The following is a 22845-nucleotide window of genomic DNA, read 5'->3' on the forward strand; positions in this document are numbered from 1 at the left end:
TCACTTACCAAAACCGGTCGAGTCTGACTTTAAAACAGGAAAAGCGTAGCAAACGGCCTTTCAGCCGGTTTGCTACGCTTCACACTATTCTCTCTGATATTTCTTTCAAGAAACTACCTTATTCGCTCCCGACGTAAACTTGCACGCCTCCGGTTCGTTCGCTATGAATGACTCGATGTGACGGATACGCTTATCTGCCAGAATCTCGTCCACAGCAATCAAGATGCCCGTTTCCTCCACATCACCGAAACCGTAATTGATGGCTGTACCGAACATGCGCATGGTAGGGCTAAGACTCATATAGGCATTCACCAACGGAGGAATATTGTAACCCACCTTACGGATTTCACAATTCAAAATCTTATAGTCTTCCTTAAAAGATTCTTTACAGAAGAGAGCATCCAATTCATTCTCGTCCGATTCCAGAATCAACGGTTTCATCGGAGTAATCAAATTGTCCTTATCGGCAAAATGCTTCCGAAGGAAATAAAGAATCTTATCACGGCTCTGACGGTGATAGCTGGGATACATGGTCACCTTTCCGAAGAAATATTTCACATTGGGCATGACTACCGTCAGTGCGCCCAAGCCATCCCACAGATTATCCAATGCAAACAGTCCCTTACTGTCGGTACGCGTAGACTGATACTCCAACGTAACAAAAGACCGCCCCAGCTCGATAGTCATAGGAAGATAATCCTTCAGGAACTTGTCCGAGAAGTTGAACATGTGGGCAGTGGCCAGAATAGGAGCTCCCTGCGCGTCGAAACGCACATCCGTACCCAAGATATAACGGTATCCTCCCAAGATTTCTTCGGCTTCCGGATTCCATACAATGAGCTGCTTGTACGGGTTGTCCATGATGTCATATTCGTCAATATCCATTGACTTGCCCGTTCCTCCTCCCGCAGCGCGGAATGCAATCTCGCGCAAACGGCCGATTTCCTTCATGGTATTCGGAGAGTCTTGGGCAGTAATGATATATATCTGGTTATGACTTCTATTAGTCATACGCAGGCGCTTCTCCTCAGTCAACTCCGCTTTCAGCAGTTCCTTGCTTATCGGTGCAATTACATCTTCCATATTTCTTTGTTAGTAGTTCTTCTTTAAATACAAATACAGTCTCTCTACAATTTATATACAATATCCTTCACATATTGCGCCCATCCGGCCGGAGTTTTCGATTTGTCGAAAGTTTGCCAGGGGATAGGTTTCCCTATGGTGATGGTAAATGTCTTATGACGGTTCTTCAGCATTTCATCTGCCAAGTAGAGCATGGCTATATTGAACTTGATGCCCAACATCTTACAAAAATTGGCAAGATTATAAAAGAAGTTGGAGTTCCGCCCCTCGAAGTGGATGGGAACTACATCACGGTGGGCTTCGACACTCTTCACGATAAAGGTCTTTTTCCAATCCAAGTCACGGATGACCCCATTCTGCCTACGCGAACAAAGCCCTGCGGGAAACATGATGAGCTGATTATCCGAAGCAAATCCCGCCTCCACCATCCTCGGGAAGTCCTTGGCCTGCTTTCCCGTCTTGTTAATGGGGATGCAGAGCGGTGCCAGTCCGTGCAGGTTCATCAGCAAGTCGTTAACCATATATTTCACCTTGCCACCATAAAAGGTGCCCAGGACATAACCCAACGCCACTCCGTCCTGCCCACCCAAAGGATGGTTGGATACAAAAGTATAAAGTCCTTCTTTAGGCAGATTCTCCTCCCCCTTTACCACAATATTGGCATCAAGGAACTCCAGACAAGCCTTCAGAAAATCTACACCGACTTTATCTTTCGACTCCCGCAAAAAGACATTCAATTCCTTTTGATGAACGATATGCTTCAAATAAGAAACCACGAACTTGGGGATATACTTAGACTGCTTCGGAGCCTTTTCCCGAAGTATTTTGTCTATGTCAATCAAAAATAAAGAGTCGTCAGCCATTCTTCTTTTGATGAAATGAATGCGCAAAATTAACTTATCTTTTTAATTAATCGCAAAAAAATGACAGAAAACTGCACCCAAAATCTATCAAATAGCACCTAAAAACTATCAATCGACAGTTTCTCCCCCCGAAAGTGTGTTCGAAATCCATCTGCCCGGAATTCAAGATTCCCTTCTCCATCATCGCCTCATCTCTTATATTTCGCGCATAAACTCATTCAAGCCGTTACGCTTCCACGATAATATTATATACAAAATCAGGATAGCTATTCTTGGTCGCACACCGGATTAAGTTCTATTTAAATTCCTTCATAACCAGCCGGCTGCAACTTATCCCCAATACAACAAGAAACCACAACAAACTGATAGATTTCATTTATAGGAATCAAATTGAAAGAAACGCATAAAAACAATGCACTGAAAACTAACTAAAACCACCCGAAAACTGCCAATTGTTAGATTTTAGCTCAAAAGAAGTTTGATTTCCACCTGCCAGAAAGAAGAATCACCCGTAGTTTTGCATCATCAATAAAACGAACGATAAATTTAAAAATATCCATTATGAATAACAGAACATTTACCCAAGACCTGCTCGGAGTTCAAAACGACTTATTACGCTTTGCATACAAATTAACCTCCAACCGCGAAGAGGCCCACGACCTGCTTCAAGAGACATCATTAAAAGCTCTGGACAATGAAGAGAAATATACACCTGATACCAACTTTAAAGGATGGATATATACCATCATGCGCAATATTTTCATCAACAATTACCGCAAAGTGGTACGCGACCAGACGTTTGTAGATACCACAGACAATCTCTATCACCTGAACACGCCACATGACCTCGCACTCGACAGCACAGAGAGCGCCTACGACCTGAAGGAAATGCACCGCATTGTCAATGCCCTGCCACGTGAGTACAAGATTCCTTTCTCCATGCACGTTTCCGGTTTCAAGTATCGTGAAATCGCAGAAAAGCTGGGACTCCCACTTGGAACAGTAAAAAGCCGCATCTTCTTTACCCGCCAGAAACTGCAACAAGAACTGAAAGATTTCAGATAAAAGAGTAGGACCAACAAAGAATTGTTTATCGATTGGCCGGATAAAAAGTAAACACGTTTATCTTGGGCAATCATAAGACACCAATCAAGATACCTAAAGAGAAACATATGCCTACACCGGGGATATCCATGCTATGTGGCTCCGGTGCACAGGTGCGACCCTACGTACAGTCTCAGCCAATGTGCGGTGCGGCAGCATCCAAATGCCCGTGTGACCGCCTTTCCACCCGACACATCTCCTGCCTGCTTACTCAGCCTGATTTTCATCCTGAAAGCCATCATCTCCTCACTGTTTTTTTTAGAGAAACCGCACAAATCCCCCACCAGCAAAGCATTTCAGAAGTAGCTTCATTATCAAACGAATAAACTATCAACAAGGTGTTGAAAACTTCTTCTTAAGATTTTAGTCAAAAGATTGTGGGGAATTGTGGGGAAATGCGTACTTTTACCGTCGCTTATTATAATAAGGTAAAAAATGATACAATTCTTAGGCAACATCGAGGCTAAGGCAGATGCAAAAGGAAGAGTTTTCATCCCTGCTACTTTCCGGAAACAGCTGCAGGCCGCTTCTGAAGAAAGACTCGTATTGCGCAAGGACGTGTATCAGGATTGCCTGGTGCTCTACCCGGAAAGTGTATGGTTTGCCACTCAAAACCAACTTCGCCACCGGCTGAATAAATGGAACGCCAAGCAACAAATGATTTTCCGCCAGTTCGTAAGTGACGCGGAAGTCGTGACCCCTGACGGGAACGGACGCATCCTGCTCCCCAAACGTTACCTGCAAATGGCGGGTATACAAAGTGATGTCCGCTTCATTGGCGTGGACAACACTATAGAGATTTGGGCCAAGGAACGTGCCGACCAACCATTCATGACCCCCGACGAGTTCGGCGAGGCTCTTGAAGAACTGTTGGGAGACGAAAATATTTGTTGTGACGAAAACAAGCTATAAACAACAGATGATGAAAGAAGAAATAACATATCATACCCCCGTATTGCTGATGCCAAGCGTAGATGCAATGAACATCCGCCCGGACGGCACGTATGTAGACGTGACGTTTGGCGGAGGAGGGCATTCGCGCGAGATACTGTCACGTCTGGAAGACGGCGGCCGGCTGTTAAGCTTCGACCAGGACGAGGATGCGGAACGCAACATTGTGAACAACCCGCATTTTACATTCGTACGCAGCAACTTCCGCTACCTGCACAACTTCCTACGCTATCACGGCATTGAAAAAGTGGATGCCATACTTGCCGACCTCGGCGTATCTTCCCATCATTTTGATGACAGCGAACGGGGATTCTCCTTCCGTTTCGACGGGGCACTGGATATGCGTATGAACAAGCGTGCCGGCCTGACTGCTGCCGACATTGTAAATACTTGCGAAGAAGGAAAGCTGGCCGATATCTTTTATTTGTATGGCGAGCTGAAAAACAGCCGGAAACTGGCATCTGTCATTGTCAAGGCACGGGCAACGCAGAGAATTGCCACCATCGGTGAATTCCTGGAAATCGTTAAGCCACTCTTCGACCGCGAACGTGAGAAGAAAGAACTGGCAAAGGTATTTCAAGCATTGCGCATTGAAGTAAACCAAGAAATGGAGGCACTGAAGGAAATGCTATATGCAGCAACCAAAGCACTAAAGCCGGGAGGTCGCCTAGTGGTGATAACCTATCACTCCTTGGAAGACCGTATAGTGAAGAATATCATGAAAACCGGCAATGTGGAAGGCAAAGCCGAAAAAGATTTCTTCGGGAATGTGCTGACCCCGTTCCGGCTGGTCAACAACAAAGTAATCGTACCGGACAAGGAAGAGATAGAACGCAATCCGCGTTCGCGAAGTGCCAAACTGAGAATTGCAGAAAAAGTAATGAACAATCAGTGACTAGCAATGGAAAAGAAGCAAGAAGAAAAGAATACGGAGAAGGTGAAAAAACGCACCTCACTGAAGAACATCATCGGAGGCGACATACTGGCCACAGACTTCTTTCGCCGCCAAGCCGGATTGCTGTTCCTTATCATAGTGCTTATCATTATTTACATCAACAACCGTTACGAATGCCAACTGCAGCTGATTGAGATAGACAATCTTAAAAAAGAGCTGATAGACATCAAGTACGACGCCTTGACACGTAGTTCAGAATTGATGGAACGGAGCCGCCAATCGCGCATCGAGGAATATATCGCCACCAAAGAAAGCGATTTGCAGACTTCCACTAATCCGCCGTACTTACTAAAATAATGGAGAATTGAGACTAAAGTAATTTCAATAGTACATCGTAAATCGTTAAATCGTAAATAACATTGGCTGTAAATCAAAAAAACATAATGAACCGTTACTTCTTCGTCGTCCTACTCATAGGGCTGACGGGGATAGCTATTGTCGTGAAAGGCGCCATGATTATGTTTGCCGAGCGACAGTACTGGCACGATGTAGCCGACCGCTTCGTAAAAGAGAATGTAACGGTAAAGCCCAACCGGGGAAATATTCTGTCCTCGGATGGCAAACTGATGGCAAGTTCTCTGCCGGAATACAAAATCTTCATGGATTTTATGTCGAGCGAAAGAGATGAGAAGCGCCGCAAAAAAGACCAACAGCGTAAGGATTCTATCTGGAAAGCCAATTTCGATTCTATCTGTATCGGGCTTCATCAAATTTTTCCGGACATCAGTACTGCCACCTTCAAAAACCATCTGCGCAAGGGGCGGGAAATGAAGAGCCGGAACTACAACATTCTTCCCAACCGCAACCGGCGCATCTCTTACATTCAGTATAAGGAAGCCAAACGGTTACCCGTATTCAAGATGAACAGATACAGAGGCGGTTTCCACGAACAGATATATAACCAGCGTAAAAAACCATTCGGTTCTTTGGCTGCCCAAACCTTGGGCCGTCTTTATGCCGATACGGCCATGGGAGCCCGCAACGGCATTGAGTTGGCCTTCGATACCCTACTGAAAGGACGGAACGGTATTACCCACCGCCAGAAGGTGATGAACAAATACCTAGACATCATAGACCTTCCCCCGATAGATGGTTGTGACATCATATCCACCCTCGACGTAGGCATGCAGGACATCTGCGAAAAAGCCCTGGTGGACAAGCTGAAGGAAATCAATGCCAACGTCGGAGTAGCCGTACTGATGGAAGTGGCTACCGGAGAAATAAAGGCCATTGTCAACATGATGAAAGCCGGGGACGGCAATTACTATGAAATGAACAGTAATGCCATCAGCGATATGTTGGAACCGGGCTCCACCTTTAAGACAGCCTCCATTATGGTGGCACTGGAAGACGGGAAAATAACCCCGGATACCGAAGTAGACACGGGCAACGGCATTATGAATATGTACGGCAGTAAGATGAGAGATCACAACTGGCGCCGGGGAGGTTACGGAAAGATAGATGTGACACGTATTCTGGAAGTTTCTTCCAATGTGGGTGTCTCCTACCTCATCGACAAGTACTACAAGGATAATCCGCAAAAGTTCGTGGACGGTTTGAAGCGTATGAGCATCAACCAGCCGCTTCATCTGCAAATACCCGGCGAAGGGAAGCCCAACATCAAAGGACCTAAAGAACGTTATTTTGCCAAAACGACTTTGCCATGGATGAGTATCGGTTACGAGACCCAGATACCTCCCATAAACATACTGACCTTCTACAATGCCATAGCCAACAACGGAACCATGGTACGCCCCAAGTTTGTGAAAGCAGCGGTAAAGGACGGTGAGGTAGTGAAAGAATATCCTACGGAAGTAATCAATTCCAAGATATGTTCCGACCGTACCCTGACACAAATCCGTGAAATCCTTCAGAAAGTGGTGTCACAAGGACTGGCAAAACCTGCCGGCAGCAAACAGTTCTCCGTATCAGGCAAGACGGGTACGGCACAGATTTCACAAGGAGCAGCCGGATATAAAGCGGGACGCGTGAACTATCTGGTAAGTTTCTGCGGCTATTTCCCTTCGGAAGCACCCAAATACAGTTGTATAGTTTCCATCCAGAAGCCCGGGTTGCCGGCTTCGGGCGGCTTGATGGCAGGTAGTGTCTTTGGGAAAATAGCGGAAAGAGTTTATGCCAAAAATCTGCGTTTTGACATACGCAATGCTATAGACAGTACCACCAATGTGATTCCTCCTGTGAAAGCCGGAGAGATGAACGAAGCACTTCTTGTATTGAACGATTTGAAAGTACCCGTTCAGAAACAGTTCTCCGGAGAAAGGAGAAAGGAACAATGGGGGCATACACAAGCTGCCCCGGCAGCAGTCATCCTGCAAGACCGGGAACCGGCCTCAGGCACCGTGCCCAGCGTGGTCGGTATGGGAGCGAAAGATGCAGTCTACCTTTTAGAGAGCAAAGGACTGAAAGTAAGACTAAGCGGAGTGGGACGGGTGAGGAACCAATCCATAGCAAGCGGTAGCCGGATAGTGAAAGGACAGACCATAGCCCTGACTCTACGTTAACATGAGAATAAACAAGATTTGGATACACATTATATATAATAAGGTATGAAATTAAGTGATTTGTTGAAAACAATACAACCGGTTCAGGTTATCGGAAATACAAGCATGGAAATAACAGGAGTGAATATAGACTCCCGCCTGATAGGAACCGGACATCTGTTCATGGCCATGCGTGGTACACAGACCGACGGACATGCCTATATCCCGGCTGCTATCGACAAAGGGGCTGTTGCAGTATTGTGTGAGGAATTGCCGGAAGAGCTCAGAACCGGCATCACCTACATTCAGGTGAAAGACAGTGAAGATGCTGTAGGAAAAGTAGCCACCACTTTCTATGGTGACCCTACATCCAAGATGGAACTTGTCGGTGTGACCGGAACCAATGGAAAAACGACCACCGCTACCTTATTATATAATACTTTCCGCTACTTCGGCTATAAAGTCGGACTGGTTTCCACCGTATGCAATTACATCGACGACCAGCCCGTACCGACCGAACATACCACTCCAGACCCTATCACCCTGAATCGTCTGCTTGGCAAAATGGCCGATTCCGGCTGTAAATACGCCTTCATGGAAGTCAGCTCCCACTCCATTGCCCAGAAGCGCATCAGCGGTCTGAAGTTTGCCGGTGGTGTTTTCACTAATCTGACCCGCGACCACCTAGATTATCATAAGACAGTGGAAAATTACCTCAAGGCCAAGAAGAAATTCTTCGACGAACTGCCAAAAGGAGCTTTCAGCTTGACCAATCTGGATGACAAGAACGGACTTGTGATGACACAAAATAGCCGTTCAAAGATATACACCTACTCCTTGCGTAGTCTCAGCGACTTCAAAGGCAAAATCCTGGAATCCCATTTCGAGGGAATGTTACTTGACTTCAACAACCATGAATTGGCAGTGCGTTTCATCGGAAAGTTCAATGCCTATAACTTATTGGCAGTATTCGGTACCGCCGTATTGCTAGGCAAGAAAGAAGAAGATGTACTGGTTGCCCTCAGCACGCTACATCCGGTAACCGGCCGCTTCGACACCATCCGTTCACCGAAAGGCTTCACCGCCATTGTGGACTATGCACATACTCCGGACGCACTGGTCAATGTATTGAACGCCATTCACGGAGTGCTGGAAGGAAAAGGGAAAGTTATTACCGTTGTGGGCGCCGGTGGCAACCGCGACAAGGGAAAGCGCCCCATCATGGCCAAAGAATCTGCCCGTTTGAGCGACCGGGTCATCATCACCTCCGATAACCCGCGCTTTGAAGAGCCGCAGGACATCATCAATGACATGCTGGCAGGTCTGGATAAAGACGACATGCAGAAAACAATCAGCATCACCGACCGCCGCGAAGCCATCAAAACAGCCTGCATGCTGGCACAACCGGGAGACGTAATTCTCGTTGCAGGCAAGGGGCATGAGAATTATCAGGAGATTAAAGGTGTCAAACACCATTTTGACGATAAAGAAATATTAAATGAGATCATGTGCTAATATACCAATGTGCCAATAGCCATGTGGTATTGTAGAAAACCGCATTCCTTATTAATTAGCATATCGGCACATTAAAACAATTAAATAATTAGAATCATGTTATACTACATATTTCAATGGTTAGACAAATATGACTTCCCCGGTGCGGGCATGTTCGGCTATACATCCTTCCGTTCGTTGATGGCAATCATTCTGGCATTGCTCATTTCGAGCATTTGGGGAGACAAGTTCATCAACCTGCTGAAACGCAAGCAAATTACCGAGACGCAACGCGATGCCAACATCGACCCATTCGGTGTGAACAAAGTGGGAGTACCCAGCATGGGCGGTGTCATCATCATTTTTGCCATACTCATTCCTTGCTTGTTACTGGGTAAATTGAGCAATATTTATATGATATTGATGCTGATTACCACAATCTGGTTAGGGTCGCTTGGCTTTGCCGACGACTACATCAAGATATTCAAAAAAGACAAGGAAGGGCTGCACGGCAAGTTCAAAATCATCGGTCAAGTAGGTTTGGGACTTATCGTCGGACTGACTCTTTACCTCAGTCCGCAGGTGGTTATCCGCGAGAACATAGAAATGGAGAAGTCGGACGGACAGATAGAAGTGGTGCATGCCGCCAAAGAAATCAAGGCAACCCAAACCACCATCCCATTCTTCAAAAGCAATAACTTCGATTATGCCGATTTAGTGAGTTTCATGGGTGAACATGCCCAGACAGTAGGTTGGATACTGTTTGTGATTATCACGATTTTTGTAGTTACCGCCGTCAGCAACGGTGCCAATCTGAATGATGGAATGGACGGAATGGCAGCAGGAAACTCCGCCATTATCGGACTGACCTTGGGAATACTCGCCTACGTGTCGAGCCACATTGAATATGCCGGTTATCTGAATATCATGTACATTCCCGGCTCAGAAGAGTTGGTAATCTTTATCTGCGCCTTTATCGGTGCGCTTATCGGCTTCTTGTGGTACAATGCCTATCCGGCCCAAGTATTCATGGGTGATACGGGCAGCCTGACCATTGGAGGAATCATCGCAGTATATGCCATCATTATTCACAAGGAACTGCTGATACCCATCCTTTGCGGTATCTTCCTCGTGGAGAACCTCTCGGTCATCCTGCAACGCTTCTACTACAAGGCAGGCAAGCGGAAAGGCGTGAAGCAACGCCTCTTCAAGCGAACGCCAATACACGACCACTTCCGCACCTCCATGAACCAGATAGAGCCAGGATGCAGCGTGGTATTCACCAAACCAGACAAGTTGTTCCATGAATCCAAAATCACCATCCGCTTCTGGATTGTGACGATTGTATTGGCAGCGATAACGATTATAACATTAAAAATCAGATAATGCGGGGTGCATCCGCACATTTCCCACATTGACATATTAGCATATAAAGATTATGAGTAGAATTGTAGTATTAGGAGCTGGCGAAAGCGGCGCAGGTGCTGCCGTACTGGCCAAAGTGAAAGGTTTCGACACGTTCGTCTCCGACATGTCCGCCATCAAAGACAAATACAAGGAACTGCTGGATAAATACGGCATTGCCTGGGAAGAGGAACACCACACAGAAGAGCTGATTCTGAATGCTGACGAAGTGGTGAAAAGCCCCGGTATCCCCAACGACGCTCCGCTCATTATGAAATTAAAGGAAAAAGGTACGCCCGTCATCTCTGAGATAGAGTTTGCGGGACGATACACTAACGCAAAGATGGTCTGTGTCACCGGCTCGAACGGAAAGACAACAACCACCTCGCTCATTTATCACATCTTCAAAAGTGCAGGCCTGAACGTCGGCCTCGCCGGCAACATCGGCAACAGTCTGGCTTTGCAGGTGGCCACAGAGCAGCATGATTACTACGTCATTGAGTTGAGTTCCTTCCAGCTGGACAATATGTATAACTTCCGTGCCAACATTGCCGTACTGATGAACATCACTCCGGACCACTTGGACCGCTACGACCACTGCATGCAAAAATATGTGGACGCCAAATTCCGCATCACTCAAAATCAGACACCGGAAGATGCTTTTATCTTCTGGAACGACGACCCCATCATCAAACGCGAACTGGACAAGCATGGCCTTCGCGCCCATCTCTACCCGTTTGCTGCCGTAAAGGAAGACGGGGCCATCGCATACGTGGAAGACGGTGAAGTGGAAATCAACGAACCGATAGCTTTCAACATGGAGCAGGAGGAATTGGCGCTTCACGGTACACACAACCTATACAACTCGTTAGCCGCCGGTATCTCGGCCAATTTAGCCGGCATCCGGAAAGAATATATCCGCAAGGCCTTGTCCGACTTCAAGGGAGTGGAACACCGGCTGGAGAAAGTAGCCACCATACGTGGCGTGAACTTCATCAACGATTCCAAGGCAACGAACGTAAACTCCTGCTGGTATGCCCTGCAAAGCATGGCTGGCAAAACCGTACTTATCCTTGGTGGTAAGGACAAAGGAAACGATTATACGGAAATCGAAGACCTTGTACGCGAAAAGTGTTCCGCCCTGGTATATTTAGGATTGCACAACGAAAAGTTACACGACTTCTTCGACCGCCTGGGATTGCCCGTAGCTGATGTTCAGACCGGCATGAAGGATGCCGTAGAAGCAGCCTTCAAACTGGCAAAGAAAGGTGAAACTGTGTTGCTTAGCCCTTGCTGTGCCTCCTTCGATCTCTTCAAGAGCTATGAGGACCGCGGCGACCAATTCAAAGCATGTGTCAGGGCTCTATAAGTTACGGATGCCGTAACAAGAACGGCAACTTTTAATACTTTAATTATTAATTTTTAATTTGCGAAGCATTGGATTTATTAAAGAGCATATTCAAAGGGGACAAAGTGATTTGGATGATTTTCCTCTTTCTTTGCCTCATCTCCATAATAGAGGTGTTCAGTGCATCGAGCACGCTAGTCTATCAAAGTGGCAACCACTGGGGGCCCATCACGCGCCACACCATCTTCCTAATGATAGGCACCTTGTTCGTGGTGCTGTTCCACAACATCCCCTACAAATGGTTTCAAGGCATTCCTTACTTGCTGTTCATACCTACACTTATTTTCCTAATCATGCTGTTGGTGTGCAACGACCTAAGCATAGCCGGAGTGCTGGTTATCGAAAAGACCAATGATGCAGGACGATGGATAAAATTGCTTGGCATACAGTTCCAGCCATCTGAATTTGCCAAGATGACTGTGATGATAGCCACCGCCTACAACCTTTCAAGGGGACAAACCGAAGAGGGAGCAAATCCCAAAGCCTTCAAATACATCATGGGAATTACCGGTTTGTTCTGTCTGCTCATCTTCCCGGAGAACTTCTCCACTGCAGCGCTACTCTTCGGAGTGGTGTATCTGATGATGTTCATCGGACGCATTGCCGCCAAGAAGATAACGATACTGACAAGCATCCTCTTGGGTATCGCCGTGGCAGGTGTGCTTTTCCTGGAACTGACCAAGGACGTGGACAGCCGTTTCCTACACCGTTTCGACACTTGGCGCACACGCATCGAGAAATTTGTTAGCTCCGAAGAGGTGCCCGCAGCCAAATTCGACATTGACCGCGACGCACAAGTGGGACACGCACGCATAGCCATGGCAACCAGCCACATTCTGGGCAAGGGACCGGGGAACTCCGTTCAACGGGACTTCCTGAGCCAAGCCTACTCCGACTTTATCTTCGCCATCATTGTAGAAGAATTGGGGTTACTTCCCGCTGCCATCGTAGTACTGCTCTACATCATTCTGCTGATAAGGGCGGGACGTATCGCAAAAAAATGCAACCGTACCTTCCCGGCTTTCCTTGTCATAGGCATTGCCTTGCTACTGGTGACACAAGCCATGTTCAATATGATGGTGGCTGTTGGTCTGGCACCCGTTACGGGACAACCCTTACCGCTTATCAGCCGCGGAGGAACCTCCACCATCATCAACTGTATATATATCGGCATGATACTGAGCGTCAGCCGATATACAGCCAAGCTGGAAGAACAACGGATGCACGATGCACAAGTACCGATGCTGGTAGATGCCAGAAATACAGTCCCCCCGGAGCAACCGGCCGACAGCGAGGCACAGACTGCCGCCGAACCGACGGCAAAGGCACTGAACAATGATACGGAGTTTGAATGACGGTCTCTCCCCCCCAACCCCTCTCCCGTAGGGAGGAGAGAAAAGCATGATTTAGTAATGGAGAGTATGCCAATAATACAAAAATAACGAAAAACAAGAATATGAGTAAAGATGTAAACAACTATACCACCCAAAGCAACTCTACCCCCCTCCCTACGGAGAAGAGGTCGAAGGTGAGGCTTATCATCAGCGGCGGCGGCACCGGAGGACATATCTTTCCGGCAATCTCCATCGCTAATGCCATAAAAGAGCTGTGCCCCGACGCCGAAATCCTCTTCGTAGGTGCCGAAGGAAGAATGGAAATGCAGCGTGTTCCGGATGCAGGTTACCGGATTATAGGATTGCCCGTTGCCGGATTCGACCGCAAACATCTGTGGAAGAACTTCTCCGTACTGCTGAAACTGATACGGAGCCAGTGGAAAGCATGGAGCATCATCAAGGAGTTCCGCCCGCAAGTGGCCGTGGGTGTAGGTGGCTATGCCAGTGGTCCTACGCTGAAAACGGCAGGAATGATGGGCATTCCCACTCTGATACAGGAACAGAATTCCTACGCCGGTGTCACCAATAAGTTGCTAGCACAGAAAGCCTGCAAAATTTGTGTAGCCTACGAAGGCATGGAAAAGTTTTTTCCGGCAGAAAAAATAATCATGACCGGTAATCCGGTACGCCAGAACCTGCTCGGACATTCCACCCTGCACGCAGACGCCGTAAAGTACTTCGGACTGAATCCGGAAAGGAAGACTATCCTCATCCTGGGCGGAAGCCTGGGAGCCCGCACCATCAACCAGACACTGACCGCCAGTCTGGACGTTGTCCGTGCCCACCCCGACGTACAATTCATCTGGCAGACGGGCAAAATATACATTGACCAAGTCAGAGAAACCATTACGACCGCCACGGGAGAAGTCGTACGCAATCCGCACATCAGCACCATTCCGAATCTGTATGTAACGGACTTTATCAAGGATATGGCAAACGCTTATGCCGCTGCCGACTTGGTGATTTCACGTGCCGGAGCCGGCTCCATCTCCGAGTTCTGCCTGCTGCACAAACCGGTCATCTTGGTTCCTTCGCCTAATGTGGCCGAAGACCATCAGACCAAGAATGCACTGGCGCTGGCGGATAAAAATGCAGCCATCTATGTGAAAGACATAGAAGCGAAAGACAAACTATTGCCGATAGCTTTAGAGACCATTAGCAATCCCCAAAAGCTGAAAGACTTAAGTGAAAACATTGCCAAGTTGGCATTGCCCAATTCGGCCACTGTCATAGCCAAAGAGGTATTGAAGTTAATTACCAACCCTAATCATCAATTAAAATAATGAATATCGAAACAATCAAATCCGTTTATTTCGTCGGTGCGGGCGGCATCGGTATGAGCGCTCTGATACGCTATTTCCTTTCCAAAGGAAAGCAGGTGGCCGGATATGACCGTACGCCGAGCGACCTGACCGAACGTCTGATTACGGAGGGTGCACAAATACATTACGAGGAAGACATCGACCTTATCCCTACATCGTGCAAAGACAAGACAAGCACGCTGGTAGTCTACACCCCTGCCGTACCGCAAGAACATGCCGAACTGACCTACTTCCGCGAAAATGGTTTCGAGATACATAAACGTTCCCAAGTATTGGGTATCATCACCCGCAGCAGTAAAGGCCTGTGCGTGGCAGGTACACACGGCAAGACCACAACCAGCACCATGGCTGCCCATCTGCTGCACCAGTCGCATGTAGGCTGTACTGCCTTCCTCGGAGGAATTGCCAAGAACTACGGCACTAACCTGCTGCTTTCCCCCACCAGTCCCTATACCGTCATCGAAGCCGACGAGTTCGACCGTTCTTTCCACTGGTTGTCACCCTGGATGAGTGTCATTACTGCCACCGACCCCGACCACCTGGATATATATGGAACCAAAGAAGCCTATCTTGAAAGCTTCCGCCACTACACAACGCTTATCCAGCCTGGCGGTGCTCTGATTCTGCACAAAGGACTGGAGATGCAGCCCGACGTACAGCCGGGGGTAACCACCTACACCTACTCACGCAACGAGGGTGACTTCCATGCCGAAAATATCCGTATCGGAAACGGTGAGATCTTCATCGACTTCGTAGCACCGGACACTCGCATCAACAATATTCAGTTGGGCGTTCCCGTCAGCATCAACATCGAAAACGGTGTGGCAGCCATGGCACTCGCCCACTTGAGCGGCGCCACTGACGAGGAAATCAAGCAGGGTATGGCGAGCTTCCGCGGAGTAGACCGCCGCTTCGACTTCAAACTGAAGAATGACAAGATTGTATTTCTCAGCGACTACGCCCACCACCCGGAGGAAATAGCCCAAAGCGTGAAGTCCGTCCGTGAACTGTATCGGGACAAGAAGATAACCGTCATCTTCCAGCCTCACTTGTACACCCGTACCCGCGACTTCTACCGGGATTTTGCAGACAGCCTCTCCCTATCCGACGAGGTGATTCTGACAGAGATATACCCTGCCCGCGAGCAACCGATTCCCGGCGTGACGAGCCAGTTGATTTACGACAATCTCCACCCCGACATCGAAAAATGCATCTGCAGGAAAGAAGATGTCCTAAGCCTTCTCTCTCAAAAGTATACCGAAGTAGTGGTAGTGCTGGGAGCCGGAGACTTGGATAACTATGTGCCCCAAATCAGCAAACTATTATCAGAGAAGTATCATGATTAAAAGGATTCTACTTTCTATCGTTCTGTTGCTTGTTATTGCCTATCTGGTGGTGGCTGTCACTACCTTAAACCGCAAACCGGTCTCCCAAGTGTGCCATGACATGGAGCTGGTGATAGAGGACACGATATATGCGGGCTTCATCACGAAGAAGGAAGTAGCTACCCTGCTGGAAAAGAAAGGCATCAGCCCCATTGGGAAAGATTTGAAGCGCGTGCGCACCAAGACTTTAGAACGCGAACTCGCCAAACATCCCCTCATCGACCAAGCGGAATGTTACAAAACTCCAAGCGGCAAGCTTTGCATCGAAGTGACCCAGCGCATCCCTATCCTGCGCGTGATGAGCGCCAATGGCGAGAACTACTATCTGGACAACAAAGGCACTGTAATGCCTCCCGATGCAAAGTGCATTGCACACCTTGCCATAGTGACCGGAAACGTAGAAAAGTCGTTTGCCATGAGGGATTTATATAAGTTTGGTGTATTTTTGCAGAAGAATTCTTTTTGGAATGCACAAATTGAACAGATTCATGTGCTGCCGGGCAAAAACATAGAATTAGTGCCACGCGTCGGCGACCATCTCATCTACTTGGGTAAGATGGCCGATTTTGAAAAGAAACTGAAACGTGTAAAAGCATTCTACGAAAGAGGATTAAACCAGGTAGGCTGGAACAAATACTCCCGCATTAACGTTGAATTCGATAATCAGATTATCTGCACGAAAAGAGAGAAGTAATGTAACATTTACAATGTATAAAGTACAATTCAGCCATGCGGCATAATAGTGCAACCCAATTGTACATTGTAAATGGTAAATGGTAAATTGTAAATGAAGATATATAATTAAATAAAAGATATGGCAACAACAGATTTCATCGCCGCTATCGAGTTGAGTTCTTCCAAGATTTCCGGTATCGCAGGAAAGAAGAGCAGTGACGGAAGTATCCAGGTGTTGGCTTATGCACGCGAAGAGGCATCCCCGTTTATACACAAAGGAGCCATCTACAACATTGACAAGGCTGCACAAGCACTGACTTCCATCATCAACAAGCTGGAAGGCCAGCTGAACAACTCCATCGCCAAAGTATATGTAGGCATCGGTGGACAATCATTACGCACGGTGAGGAATGCGGTAAGCCGTATGCTGGAGGAAGAGAGCATCATTTCGCAAGAGCTGGTAGACGAGATTTGCGACGAGAACCGTGATGTACCCCTGACAGACATGAGTGTGCTGGATGTAGCCCCGCAAGAATACAAGATAGACCATACACTGCAGGTGGAACCGGTAGGAGTTACCGGACGGCACATCACGGGTCAGTTCCTCAACATTGTGGCCCGCGCCTCACTGAAAAAGAACCTCGAGCATAGCTTCGAGCAAGCCAAAGTGGAAATTGCCGACGACCTGCTCGTGGCTCCCACTGCGTTGGCCAAAGCCGTGCTGACCGAAAACGAAATGCGTTCGGGCTGCGCACTTGTCGACTTCGGTGCCGACACCACCACCGTGCTGGTCTATAAGAACAATATCCTGCGCTACCTCAGCGTACTGCCGCTGGGCGGAAACAACATTACCCACGACATCACTTCCCTGCAAATGGAGGAGGAAGATGCCGAGAAGCTGAAACTGCAATACGGCGACGCCCTCTACGAGGAGGAAGAAGGCACCGAGACCCCTGCCGTATGTACGTCGGAAGACGGCCGGACTCTCGAAGTGGCCCTGCTGAACAATATCATCGGAGCCCGTGCGGAAGAAATCCTTGCCAACGTATGGAACCAGTTGCAACTTTCCGGTTACGAAGACAAACTTTTCTCCGGTGTCGTATTCACCGGTGGAGGAGCCAATCTGAAAAATCTTGAGAAAGCTTTCCATAAAGTGAGCAAGATTGAAAAGGTAAAGACCGCCAAGTTCGTACAGGCCACCGTCCACACACACAGCGACGAGCCCAAGAAGGACGGCATGCACAACACTCTGCTGGGGTTGCTGGCTGCCGGCAACGAGAATTGCTGCCTGCAAGAGGTGAAGCCGGTACAGCAGCAGCCTGCCGCCAACATTCCCCCAAAACCAATCGACATATTCGTGGACGACGAAGCGCTGAAAGAGCAGGAAGCTGCCGCACGAGCCGCCAAGGCACAGCGCGAAAAAGAGGAGAAAGAACGCAAGGAGCGTGATCGCAAGAGAGAGCAGCGCGAAAAGGAAGAAAAGAAGAAGAAAAAGAAAGAAGGCACCAAGTGGTCTTTCGGAAAGGCTTTCGAAAAGACTTTCAGCAAAATCTCCAACGAAATCTTCTCGGACGACGATATGAAGTAACAATGTGATAATGTGCCAGAAAATTAAATTATTATGGAAGATATAGTACAATTCGATTTCCCGACCGATTCGCCGAAAATCATTAAAGTAATCGGTGTAGGCGGAGGTGGCGGAAATGCCGTGAATCATATGTACCGGGAAGGTATACACGACGTGACGTTCGTACTGTGCAACACAGACAACCAAGCGTTAAAGGACTCTCCCGTACCCGTGAAGTTACAGCTTGGAAAAGAAGGCCTAGGAGCCGGAAATCGCCCTGCCCGTGCCCGCAAGGCAGCAGAAGAGAGCATCGAAGACATCAAGAGTATGCTGAACGACGGCACCAAGATGGTATTCATCACTGCCGGAATGGGCGGTGGTACCGGTACAGGTGCCGCACCCATCATTGCACAAACCGCCAAGGAAATGAACATCCTGACCATCGGCATCGTCACCATCCCTTTCCGCTGGGAGGGCGACAAGAAGATAGACCAGGCACTGGATGGCGTAGAGGAAATCAGCAAGCACGTAGACGCCCTGCTGGTCATCAATAATGAAAAGCTGAGCGAGATATACAGCGAGCTGTCCGTAGACGACGCGTTTGACAAGGCCGACGACACCCTTTCGGTAGCAGCCAAGAGCATTGCCGAAATCATCACCCTGCATGGAAAAGTGAATCTCGACTTCAACGACGTGAAAACGGTGCTGAAAGACGGCGGCGTAGCCATCATGAGTACCGGCTACGGCGAAGGTGACAACCGTGTCAGCGAAGCCATCAAGAACGCGCAACACTCGCCGTTGCTGAACAACAACGACATTTTCAACTCCAAGAAGGTGCTCCTCAACATCTCTTACAGTTCACAATACAAGCTGATGATGAGTGAAATGGACGAGGTGAAAGAGTTCATGAACCGTTTCAGCCGCGACTTTGAAACCAAATTCGGTATGGCCATCGACGACAAGCTGGAACAGAAAGTGAAAATCACCCTGCTTGCCACCGGTTTCGGTATCCAGGACATCCACATGAAGGAAATGGACGACCGCATCACCCTGCGCACCGCCGAAGAACAACAACGCCTTGCCGAGCTGGAGGAGGAAGAGGAACAGAGACGCAACCGCCGCGAAGTGTACTACGGCAAGGATGCCAACGCCCGTTCCCAACGCAGCCGCCGTCACCATATCTATCTCTTCAATCCCGAAGACATGGACAACGCCGACATCATCAGCATGGTGGAGAATTCTCCGACCTATCTGCGTGACAAAATCACGCTGACCAACATCAAGATGAAGGCAGAGCAGGAAGGACAGCTCGCCACCGAAGCCGCGCAAGAAGCAGAAGGCGACACGGGGGGAATCATCACCTTCTGATTCTCCCGTTCCCGATATGTAAAACCCTCCTCCTCCCCTTCGGGGGAATAGGAGTAAACTTATAACAATATGGATTTATTTGAAAAAGTCAGCGAAGACATTAAAACAGCCATGAAAGCCAAAGACAAAGTGGCTCTCGAAACATTGAGAAACGTAAAGAAAGTATTCCTCGAAGCCAAAACCGCTCCCGGAGCCAACGATACCCTGAGCGATGCAGATGCCTTGAAGATTATCCAGAAACTGACCAAACAAGGCAAAGACGCTGCTGAAATCTATGTACAGCAAGGTCGTCAGGACTTGGCAGACGACGAGCTGGCACAAGTAAAGGTGCTTGAGACCTATCTGCCCAAGCAGATGAGCGCCGAAGAGCTGGAAGCAGCCTTGAAGGAAATCATAGCCGAAGTCGGTGCCACCAGCGGCAAGGACATGGGCAAGGTGATGGGCGTAGCCAGCAAGAAACTTGCCGGACTGGCCGAAGGCCGCGCCATCTCAGCCAAAGTAAAGGAACTGCTGGGATAAAGAAACACTCTTTACCTATCATATCAGCCGTGCTTCAACAGAGGGACTCAGCACCTAAAATCTGTTGAGACACGGCTTTCTAGATGCCCTCTCCTATCTCCTCATAAGAGATTAGCATATTAACCATCAACACATTACATTTACCCTCCTTTAGCATAGCATGTAAAAGGCGTTACTTCATATTGTAACGGCCTTTACCACATAATGTAACGACCTTTACCACAGTATGTAAAACACCTTAACCCGTGGGGCAAACAGAACTAACCTATGGAGTAGTCATAGCGGCAGTGGCTAATCAAAAAGTTCCTTCAATACCTCAAGTGATTTCAATGCCGGGAAATCCGGCAAGTGCAAACGATAATATTCATTCATAATGTTCAGGCACCGGGTACGCTCCAACCTGTTCATGGTGAAAAGATGCATCGTTTCATAATTCATGCGCATCAACTGTGTCAGGCGGGCCGCCTCTTCGGGAGCGATGTAATGGGAATGAAGTTGCGGACGTAAGGGAGTGAAGCAAGCATTCTGCAAATCGAAATAATCGCCTGCATGATAATCCTCCAAGTTGGGATACAAACCGAGAAAACGGGAAAGGCGCATCAGGAAGACCAGATGAAAGTTGGCAAATCCCTCCCTGCATTCATCCAGCCAGATGACGGAATGATACAGATAAGCAAACAACGGACGGTTCTCCGCCTCCTCGCGGACAGCGCGATAAAGGAATTCCGAAAGAAACAAGGCGATGGCAGATTTGTAGGGATCGTACGGAAGCGTAGCGAAAGGATAAAGGGACTTTGCCTCCTTCACCTTATATATAGTAGCATTAGGACGGAAATCGGCTTCAAGTTCCACCAATGCCAGCGGCTGGAAGAGCACCGACTTCACCGCCGCCTTGCGTGAACGGGGTATAGACACCATGAAGGAAGCCCGGCCGGCCACCTCCGTATAGATATCTGCAATGAGAGACGTATCCTTATATTTCAGAGTATGCAGTACAATTCCCTGTGTTTTCTGTAACATTCCCGATTTCTTTATCTGGTTTCAATCCGATAACAAAGCTACAAAAAAAGCCCGAAAGAAGAGATACAAAAGGAAAAGAATAAAAAAATCAGGTAAGGGCTGAAAAAAAACGAAAGTCAATATCACGCTGATTTTCAACAGACAAAGCACTCAAGCAACATAAAAGGCAACAAAAAAGACGTATTTTTTCTTGCAAATGTTTTGGTAATTCAAAAATAGTTTCTACCTTTGCAACCGCAAACGAGAGATAAAGACTCTCTGCAAGAGCGGAAACGCTCACTAAAGGATGGCCCGTTCGTCTATCGGTTAGGACGCAAGATTTTCATTCTTGAAAGGGGGGTTCGATTCCCCCACGGGCTACAAATAAAAAATAAACGAATTAAAAAAGATTAGTCGAGATGGCAAATCATAAATCATCACTGAAAAGAATCAGACAAGAAGAAACAAGAAGACTTCACAACAGATATTATGGCAAAACCATGAGGAATGCTGTTCGTAAGCTTCGTGCTACTACAGACAAGGCTGCAGCAACAGCTATGTATCCTGGTATCACAAAACTGTTGGATAAATTGGCTAAGACAAACGTTATCCACAAGAACAAAGCTAATAATCTGAAGTCAAAATTGGCTATCTACATTAACAAGTTGGCTTAAACTGTTTCTACAAAAAATATAAGTAGGTAATGAATATTACCTACTTTTTTTGTTTTATATCTAATGCTATTGACATGAAAAAGAAATTGTTCCCCACAGTTTTGTAGAGCAGCTTATGAAACAAAAGGCGATAATCATACTGCTACTAATGTCAATCAGTAGCTGTTGCAATAATCCAAATACCTCATCACACTTTGGGAATTGTACAGAAATAGCAATTACCCCACCACTTGCCCTGACAATCGAGGAGTTAGTCGCCGATTATGATACAATTAGATTGGAAGCTTCCGACAAGTCACTCATAACCGGCATTCTCCAAATTCACAGCATGAATGACAAGCTATACATAACAGATAGCTCTTTGTCAGTGATTTTCATATTTTCCAAGCAAGGGAAATATTTATCAAAGATAAGCAATCAAGGCAGCGGCCCCCAAGAATACATTAGAATAGGCAGTTTTGAAACAGATGAAGCCAACAACCGCCTACTACTTACCGACAGTTTCTCCAAACGTCTATTCGAATATGACGAAAATGGCAAATTACTCAAAGTAATCCCACTAAGCTTCATTCCAAATTTAATTGCCTCCGATAAATCAAAACGATATATCCATGTCAATTCAACTTCCAAAGACAAGAATGACAGAAAAGACATACTCAATAATAACATACACATAATAAACGAAAAAGGAGAAGTGACCGAAACATTCTTAAAGGACGCAACCCCCAATAGAATAGACATAAGAACCGCATGCGCCACAAGCTATACGGAAGACAAGGAATTGCTATACATGCCCATACTGTCAAATACAATCTTCAGAATTCACAATTCAGAAGCCATACCTGAATACTCCTTCAAAAACTTGTCAGGACGAAAGGCCGTTACCGCCCAAGAAAAAAAAGAGCTCTATTTCGAATATAATGACAACAACATAGAACAGGCAGAAAAAGACGGTTATCTGATTTCTTGTGGAAGTTTCTTATCCTCAGACAGCTTGGTATTCTTGGATTTAGGATGGAACACACTGTTATATACATATTTATTCAAAGACCAACAACGCTTCAATAACCATCAACCCCAATAATCTGCAAGGCAACAAAGGACTGTGCGAGATATTCTCCGCACACCCTAAAGCCATAGAAGATAATTCACTCTACATCAGCATTCCAGTGGAGCAAG

21 protein-coding genes and 1 tRNA gene are annotated in these 22845 nt (G+C 47.3%); 18 read left to right on the forward strand and 4 right to left on the reverse strand.

What is annotated here, in order from left to right:
* Window positions 1–105 precede the first annotated feature (105 nt).
* Together M1B78_RS05040 and M1B78_RS05045 are read right to left on the reverse strand one after the other, a co-directional pair.
* On the reverse strand, window positions 106–1083 hold the full coding sequence (locus tag M1B78_RS05040; RefSeq protein WP_136008882.1) for a GNAT family N-acetyltransferase: 978 nt from the start codon (window positions 1081–1083) through the stop codon (window positions 106–108).
* A gap of 44 nt (window positions 1084–1127) precedes the next feature.
* Complete coding sequence (locus tag M1B78_RS05045; RefSeq protein WP_136008881.1) at window positions 1128–1946, reverse strand: 1-acyl-sn-glycerol-3-phosphate acyltransferase; 819 nt, start codon at window positions 1944–1946, stop codon at window positions 1128–1130.
* A 561-nt stretch (window positions 1947–2507) separates the two neighbouring features.
* On the opposite strand from M1B78_RS05045, the gene M1B78_RS05050 reads away from it, so the two are divergent.
* Complete coding sequence (locus M1B78_RS05050; protein WP_257940074.1) at window positions 2508–3011, forward strand: RNA polymerase sigma factor; 504 nt, start codon at window positions 2508–2510, stop codon at window positions 3009–3011.
* A gap of 131 nt (window positions 3012–3142) precedes the next feature.
* On the opposite strand, the gene M1B78_RS05055 is transcribed toward M1B78_RS05050, so the two are convergent.
* Complete coding sequence (locus M1B78_RS05055; protein ID WP_168354254.1) at window positions 3143–3292, reverse strand: hypothetical protein; 150 nt, start codon at window positions 3290–3292, stop codon at window positions 3143–3145.
* Between the two features lie 193 nt (window positions 3293–3485).
* Here M1B78_RS05055 and mraZ point away from each other — a divergent pair, with 193 nt between their 5' ends.
* The 14 genes from mraZ (at window position 3486) to M1B78_RS05125 (ending at window position 19993) form a co-directional block, all read left to right on the forward strand.
* Complete coding sequence (gene mraZ, locus M1B78_RS05060; protein ID WP_136008879.1) at window positions 3486–3962, forward strand: division/cell wall cluster transcriptional repressor MraZ; 477 nt, start codon at window positions 3486–3488, stop codon at window positions 3960–3962.
* Between the two features lie 10 nt (window positions 3963–3972).
* On the forward strand, window positions 3973–4896 hold the full coding sequence (gene rsmH / locus M1B78_RS05065) for a 16S rRNA (cytosine(1402)-N(4))-methyltransferase RsmH (protein WP_136008981.1): 924 nt from the start codon (window positions 3973–3975) through the stop codon (window positions 4894–4896).
* Window positions 4897–4902: 6 nt separating this feature from the next.
* Window positions 4903–5253: an FtsL-like putative cell division protein gene (locus M1B78_RS05070; RefSeq protein ID WP_136008878.1), complete on the forward strand. Its 351-nt coding sequence runs from the start codon at window positions 4903–4905 to the stop codon at window positions 5251–5253.
* A gap of 86 nt (window positions 5254–5339) precedes the next feature.
* Complete coding sequence (locus tag M1B78_RS05075; RefSeq protein ID WP_257940075.1) at window positions 5340–7478, forward strand: penicillin-binding protein; 2139 nt, start codon at window positions 5340–5342, stop codon at window positions 7476–7478.
* Window positions 7479–7523: 45 nt separating this feature from the next.
* On the forward strand, window positions 7524–8972 hold the full coding sequence (locus M1B78_RS05080) for a UDP-N-acetylmuramoyl-L-alanyl-D-glutamate--2,6-diaminopimelate ligase (RefSeq protein WP_176467993.1): 1449 nt from the start codon (window positions 7524–7526) through the stop codon (window positions 8970–8972).
* Window positions 8973–9068: 96 nt separating this feature from the next.
* Window positions 9069–10337: a phospho-N-acetylmuramoyl-pentapeptide-transferase gene (gene mraY / locus M1B78_RS05085; protein WP_136008875.1), complete on the forward strand. Its 1269-nt coding sequence runs from the start codon at window positions 9069–9071 to the stop codon at window positions 10335–10337.
* Between the two features lie 52 nt (window positions 10338–10389).
* Window positions 10390–11724, forward strand: coding sequence for a UDP-N-acetylmuramoyl-L-alanine--D-glutamate ligase (gene murD / locus M1B78_RS05090; protein WP_257940076.1), 1335 nt, complete (start codon window positions 10390–10392; stop codon window positions 11722–11724).
* A 68-nt stretch (window positions 11725–11792) separates the two neighbouring features.
* Complete coding sequence (locus M1B78_RS05095; RefSeq protein ID WP_257940077.1) at window positions 11793–13118, forward strand: FtsW/RodA/SpoVE family cell cycle protein; 1326 nt, start codon at window positions 11793–11795, stop codon at window positions 13116–13118.
* A 101-nt stretch (window positions 13119–13219) separates the two neighbouring features.
* Window positions 13220–14440 (forward strand): undecaprenyldiphospho-muramoylpentapeptide beta-N-acetylglucosaminyltransferase, encoded by a 1221-nt coding sequence (gene murG, locus M1B78_RS05100; protein WP_257940078.1) that lies wholly within the window; start codon window positions 13220–13222, stop codon window positions 14438–14440.
* Entirely contained in the window at window positions 14440–15825 is a 1386-nt protein-coding gene (murC, locus tag M1B78_RS05105; protein ID WP_136008871.1) for a UDP-N-acetylmuramate--L-alanine ligase, read from the forward strand. The genes murG and murC overlap by 1 nt, the downstream gene beginning before the upstream one ends.
* Complete coding sequence (locus tag M1B78_RS05110; protein WP_257940079.1) at window positions 15818–16558, forward strand: cell division protein FtsQ/DivIB; 741 nt, start codon at window positions 15818–15820, stop codon at window positions 16556–16558. The genes murC and M1B78_RS05110 overlap by 8 nt, the downstream gene beginning before the upstream one ends.
* A 120-nt stretch (window positions 16559–16678) precedes the next feature.
* A complete protein-coding gene (ftsA, locus tag M1B78_RS05115) occupies window positions 16679–18127 on the forward strand; it encodes a cell division protein FtsA (RefSeq protein ID WP_136008869.1) in 1449 nt (482 codons plus the stop codon).
* Between the two features lie 33 nt (window positions 18128–18160).
* Window positions 18161–19474 carry a cell division protein FtsZ gene (ftsZ, locus tag M1B78_RS05120; RefSeq protein WP_136008868.1) on the forward strand — a complete coding sequence of 438 codons (1314 nt, stop codon included), beginning with the start codon at window positions 18161–18163 and terminating at the stop codon, window positions 19472–19474.
* A gap of 69 nt (window positions 19475–19543) precedes the next feature.
* Entirely contained in the window at window positions 19544–19993 is a 450-nt protein-coding gene (locus tag M1B78_RS05125) for a GatB/YqeY domain-containing protein (protein ID WP_005830410.1), read from the forward strand.
* 291 nt (window positions 19994–20284) lie between these two features.
* On the opposite strand, the gene recO is transcribed toward M1B78_RS05125, so the two are convergent.
* Window positions 20285–21013: a DNA repair protein RecO gene (gene recO / locus M1B78_RS05130; protein ID WP_136008867.1), complete on the reverse strand. Its 729-nt coding sequence runs from the start codon at window positions 21011–21013 to the stop codon at window positions 20285–20287.
* A 288-nt stretch (window positions 21014–21301) separates the two neighbouring features.
* On the opposite strand from recO, the gene M1B78_RS05135 reads away from it, so the two are divergent.
* The 3 genes from M1B78_RS05135 to M1B78_RS05145 all read left to right on the forward strand — a co-directional run bounded on the left by M1B78_RS05135 (window position 21302) and on the right by M1B78_RS05145 (window position 22750).
* A tRNA-Glu gene (locus M1B78_RS05135) sits at window positions 21302–21373 on the forward strand.
* Between the two features lie 38 nt (window positions 21374–21411).
* Window positions 21412–21666: a 30S ribosomal protein S20 gene (rpsT, locus tag M1B78_RS05140; protein WP_005830420.1), complete on the forward strand. Its 255-nt coding sequence runs from the start codon at window positions 21412–21414 to the stop codon at window positions 21664–21666.
* 115 nt (window positions 21667–21781) lie between these two features.
* Window positions 21782–22750 carry a 6-bladed beta-propeller gene (locus tag M1B78_RS05145; RefSeq protein WP_257940080.1) on the forward strand — a complete coding sequence of 323 codons (969 nt, stop codon included), beginning with the start codon at window positions 21782–21784 and terminating at the stop codon, window positions 22748–22750.
* Window positions 22751–22845: the final 95 nt, after the last annotated feature.

This window comes from Bacteroides muris (ex Fokt et al. 2023) (genome assembly GCF_024704895.1).
GTDB classification, from domain to species: domain Bacteria; phylum Bacteroidota; class Bacteroidia; order Bacteroidales; family Bacteroidaceae; genus Bacteroides; species Bacteroides muris.

Bases quoted from the DNA above. Each gene is read 5' to 3' on its own strand.
- M1B78_RS05040 (WP_136008882.1), bottom strand. From the start codon at position 1,083: ATGGAAGATGTAATTGCACCGATAAGCAAGGAACTGCTGAAAGCGGAG.
- M1B78_RS05045 (WP_136008881.1), bottom strand. From the start codon at position 1,946: ATGGCTGACGACTCTTTATTTTTGATTGACATAGACAAAATACTTCGG.
- M1B78_RS05050 (WP_257940074.1), top strand. From the start codon at position 2,508: ATGAATAACAGAACATTTACCCAAGACCTGCTCGGAGTTCAAAACGAC.
- M1B78_RS05055 (WP_168354254.1), bottom strand. From the start codon at position 3,292: ATGATGGCTTTCAGGATGAAAATCAGGCTGAGTAAGCAGGCAGGAGAT.
- mraZ (WP_136008879.1), top strand. From the start codon at position 3,486: ATGATACAATTCTTAGGCAACATCGAGGCTAAGGCAGATGCAAAAGGA.
- rsmH (WP_136008981.1), top strand. From the start codon at position 3,973: ATGAAAGAAGAAATAACATATCATACCCCCGTATTGCTGATGCCAAGC.
- M1B78_RS05070 (WP_136008878.1), top strand. From the start codon at position 4,903: ATGGAAAAGAAGCAAGAAGAAAAGAATACGGAGAAGGTGAAAAAACGC.
- M1B78_RS05075 (WP_257940075.1), top strand. From the start codon at position 5,340: ATGAACCGTTACTTCTTCGTCGTCCTACTCATAGGGCTGACGGGGATA.
- M1B78_RS05080 (WP_176467993.1), top strand. From the start codon at position 7,524: ATGAAATTAAGTGATTTGTTGAAAACAATACAACCGGTTCAGGTTATC.
- mraY (WP_136008875.1), top strand. From the start codon at position 9,069: ATGTTATACTACATATTTCAATGGTTAGACAAATATGACTTCCCCGGT.
- murD (WP_257940076.1), top strand. From the start codon at position 10,390: ATGAGTAGAATTGTAGTATTAGGAGCTGGCGAAAGCGGCGCAGGTGCT.
- murG (WP_257940078.1), top strand. From the start codon at position 13,220: ATGAGTAAAGATGTAAACAACTATACCACCCAAAGCAACTCTACCCCC.
- murC (WP_136008871.1), top strand. From the start codon at position 14,440: ATGAATATCGAAACAATCAAATCCGTTTATTTCGTCGGTGCGGGCGGC.
- M1B78_RS05110 (WP_257940079.1), top strand. From the start codon at position 15,818: ATGATTAAAAGGATTCTACTTTCTATCGTTCTGTTGCTTGTTATTGCC.
- ftsA (WP_136008869.1), top strand. From the start codon at position 16,679: ATGGCAACAACAGATTTCATCGCCGCTATCGAGTTGAGTTCTTCCAAG.
- ftsZ (WP_136008868.1), top strand. From the start codon at position 18,161: ATGGAAGATATAGTACAATTCGATTTCCCGACCGATTCGCCGAAAATC.
- M1B78_RS05125 (WP_005830410.1), top strand. From the start codon at position 19,544: ATGGATTTATTTGAAAAAGTCAGCGAAGACATTAAAACAGCCATGAAA.
- recO (WP_136008867.1), bottom strand. From the start codon at position 21,013: ATGTTACAGAAAACACAGGGAATTGTACTGCATACTCTGAAATATAAG.
- rpsT (WP_005830420.1), top strand. From the start codon at position 21,412: ATGGCAAATCATAAATCATCACTGAAAAGAATCAGACAAGAAGAAACA.
- M1B78_RS05145 (WP_257940080.1), top strand. From the start codon at position 21,782: ATGAAACAAAAGGCGATAATCATACTGCTACTAATGTCAATCAGTAGC.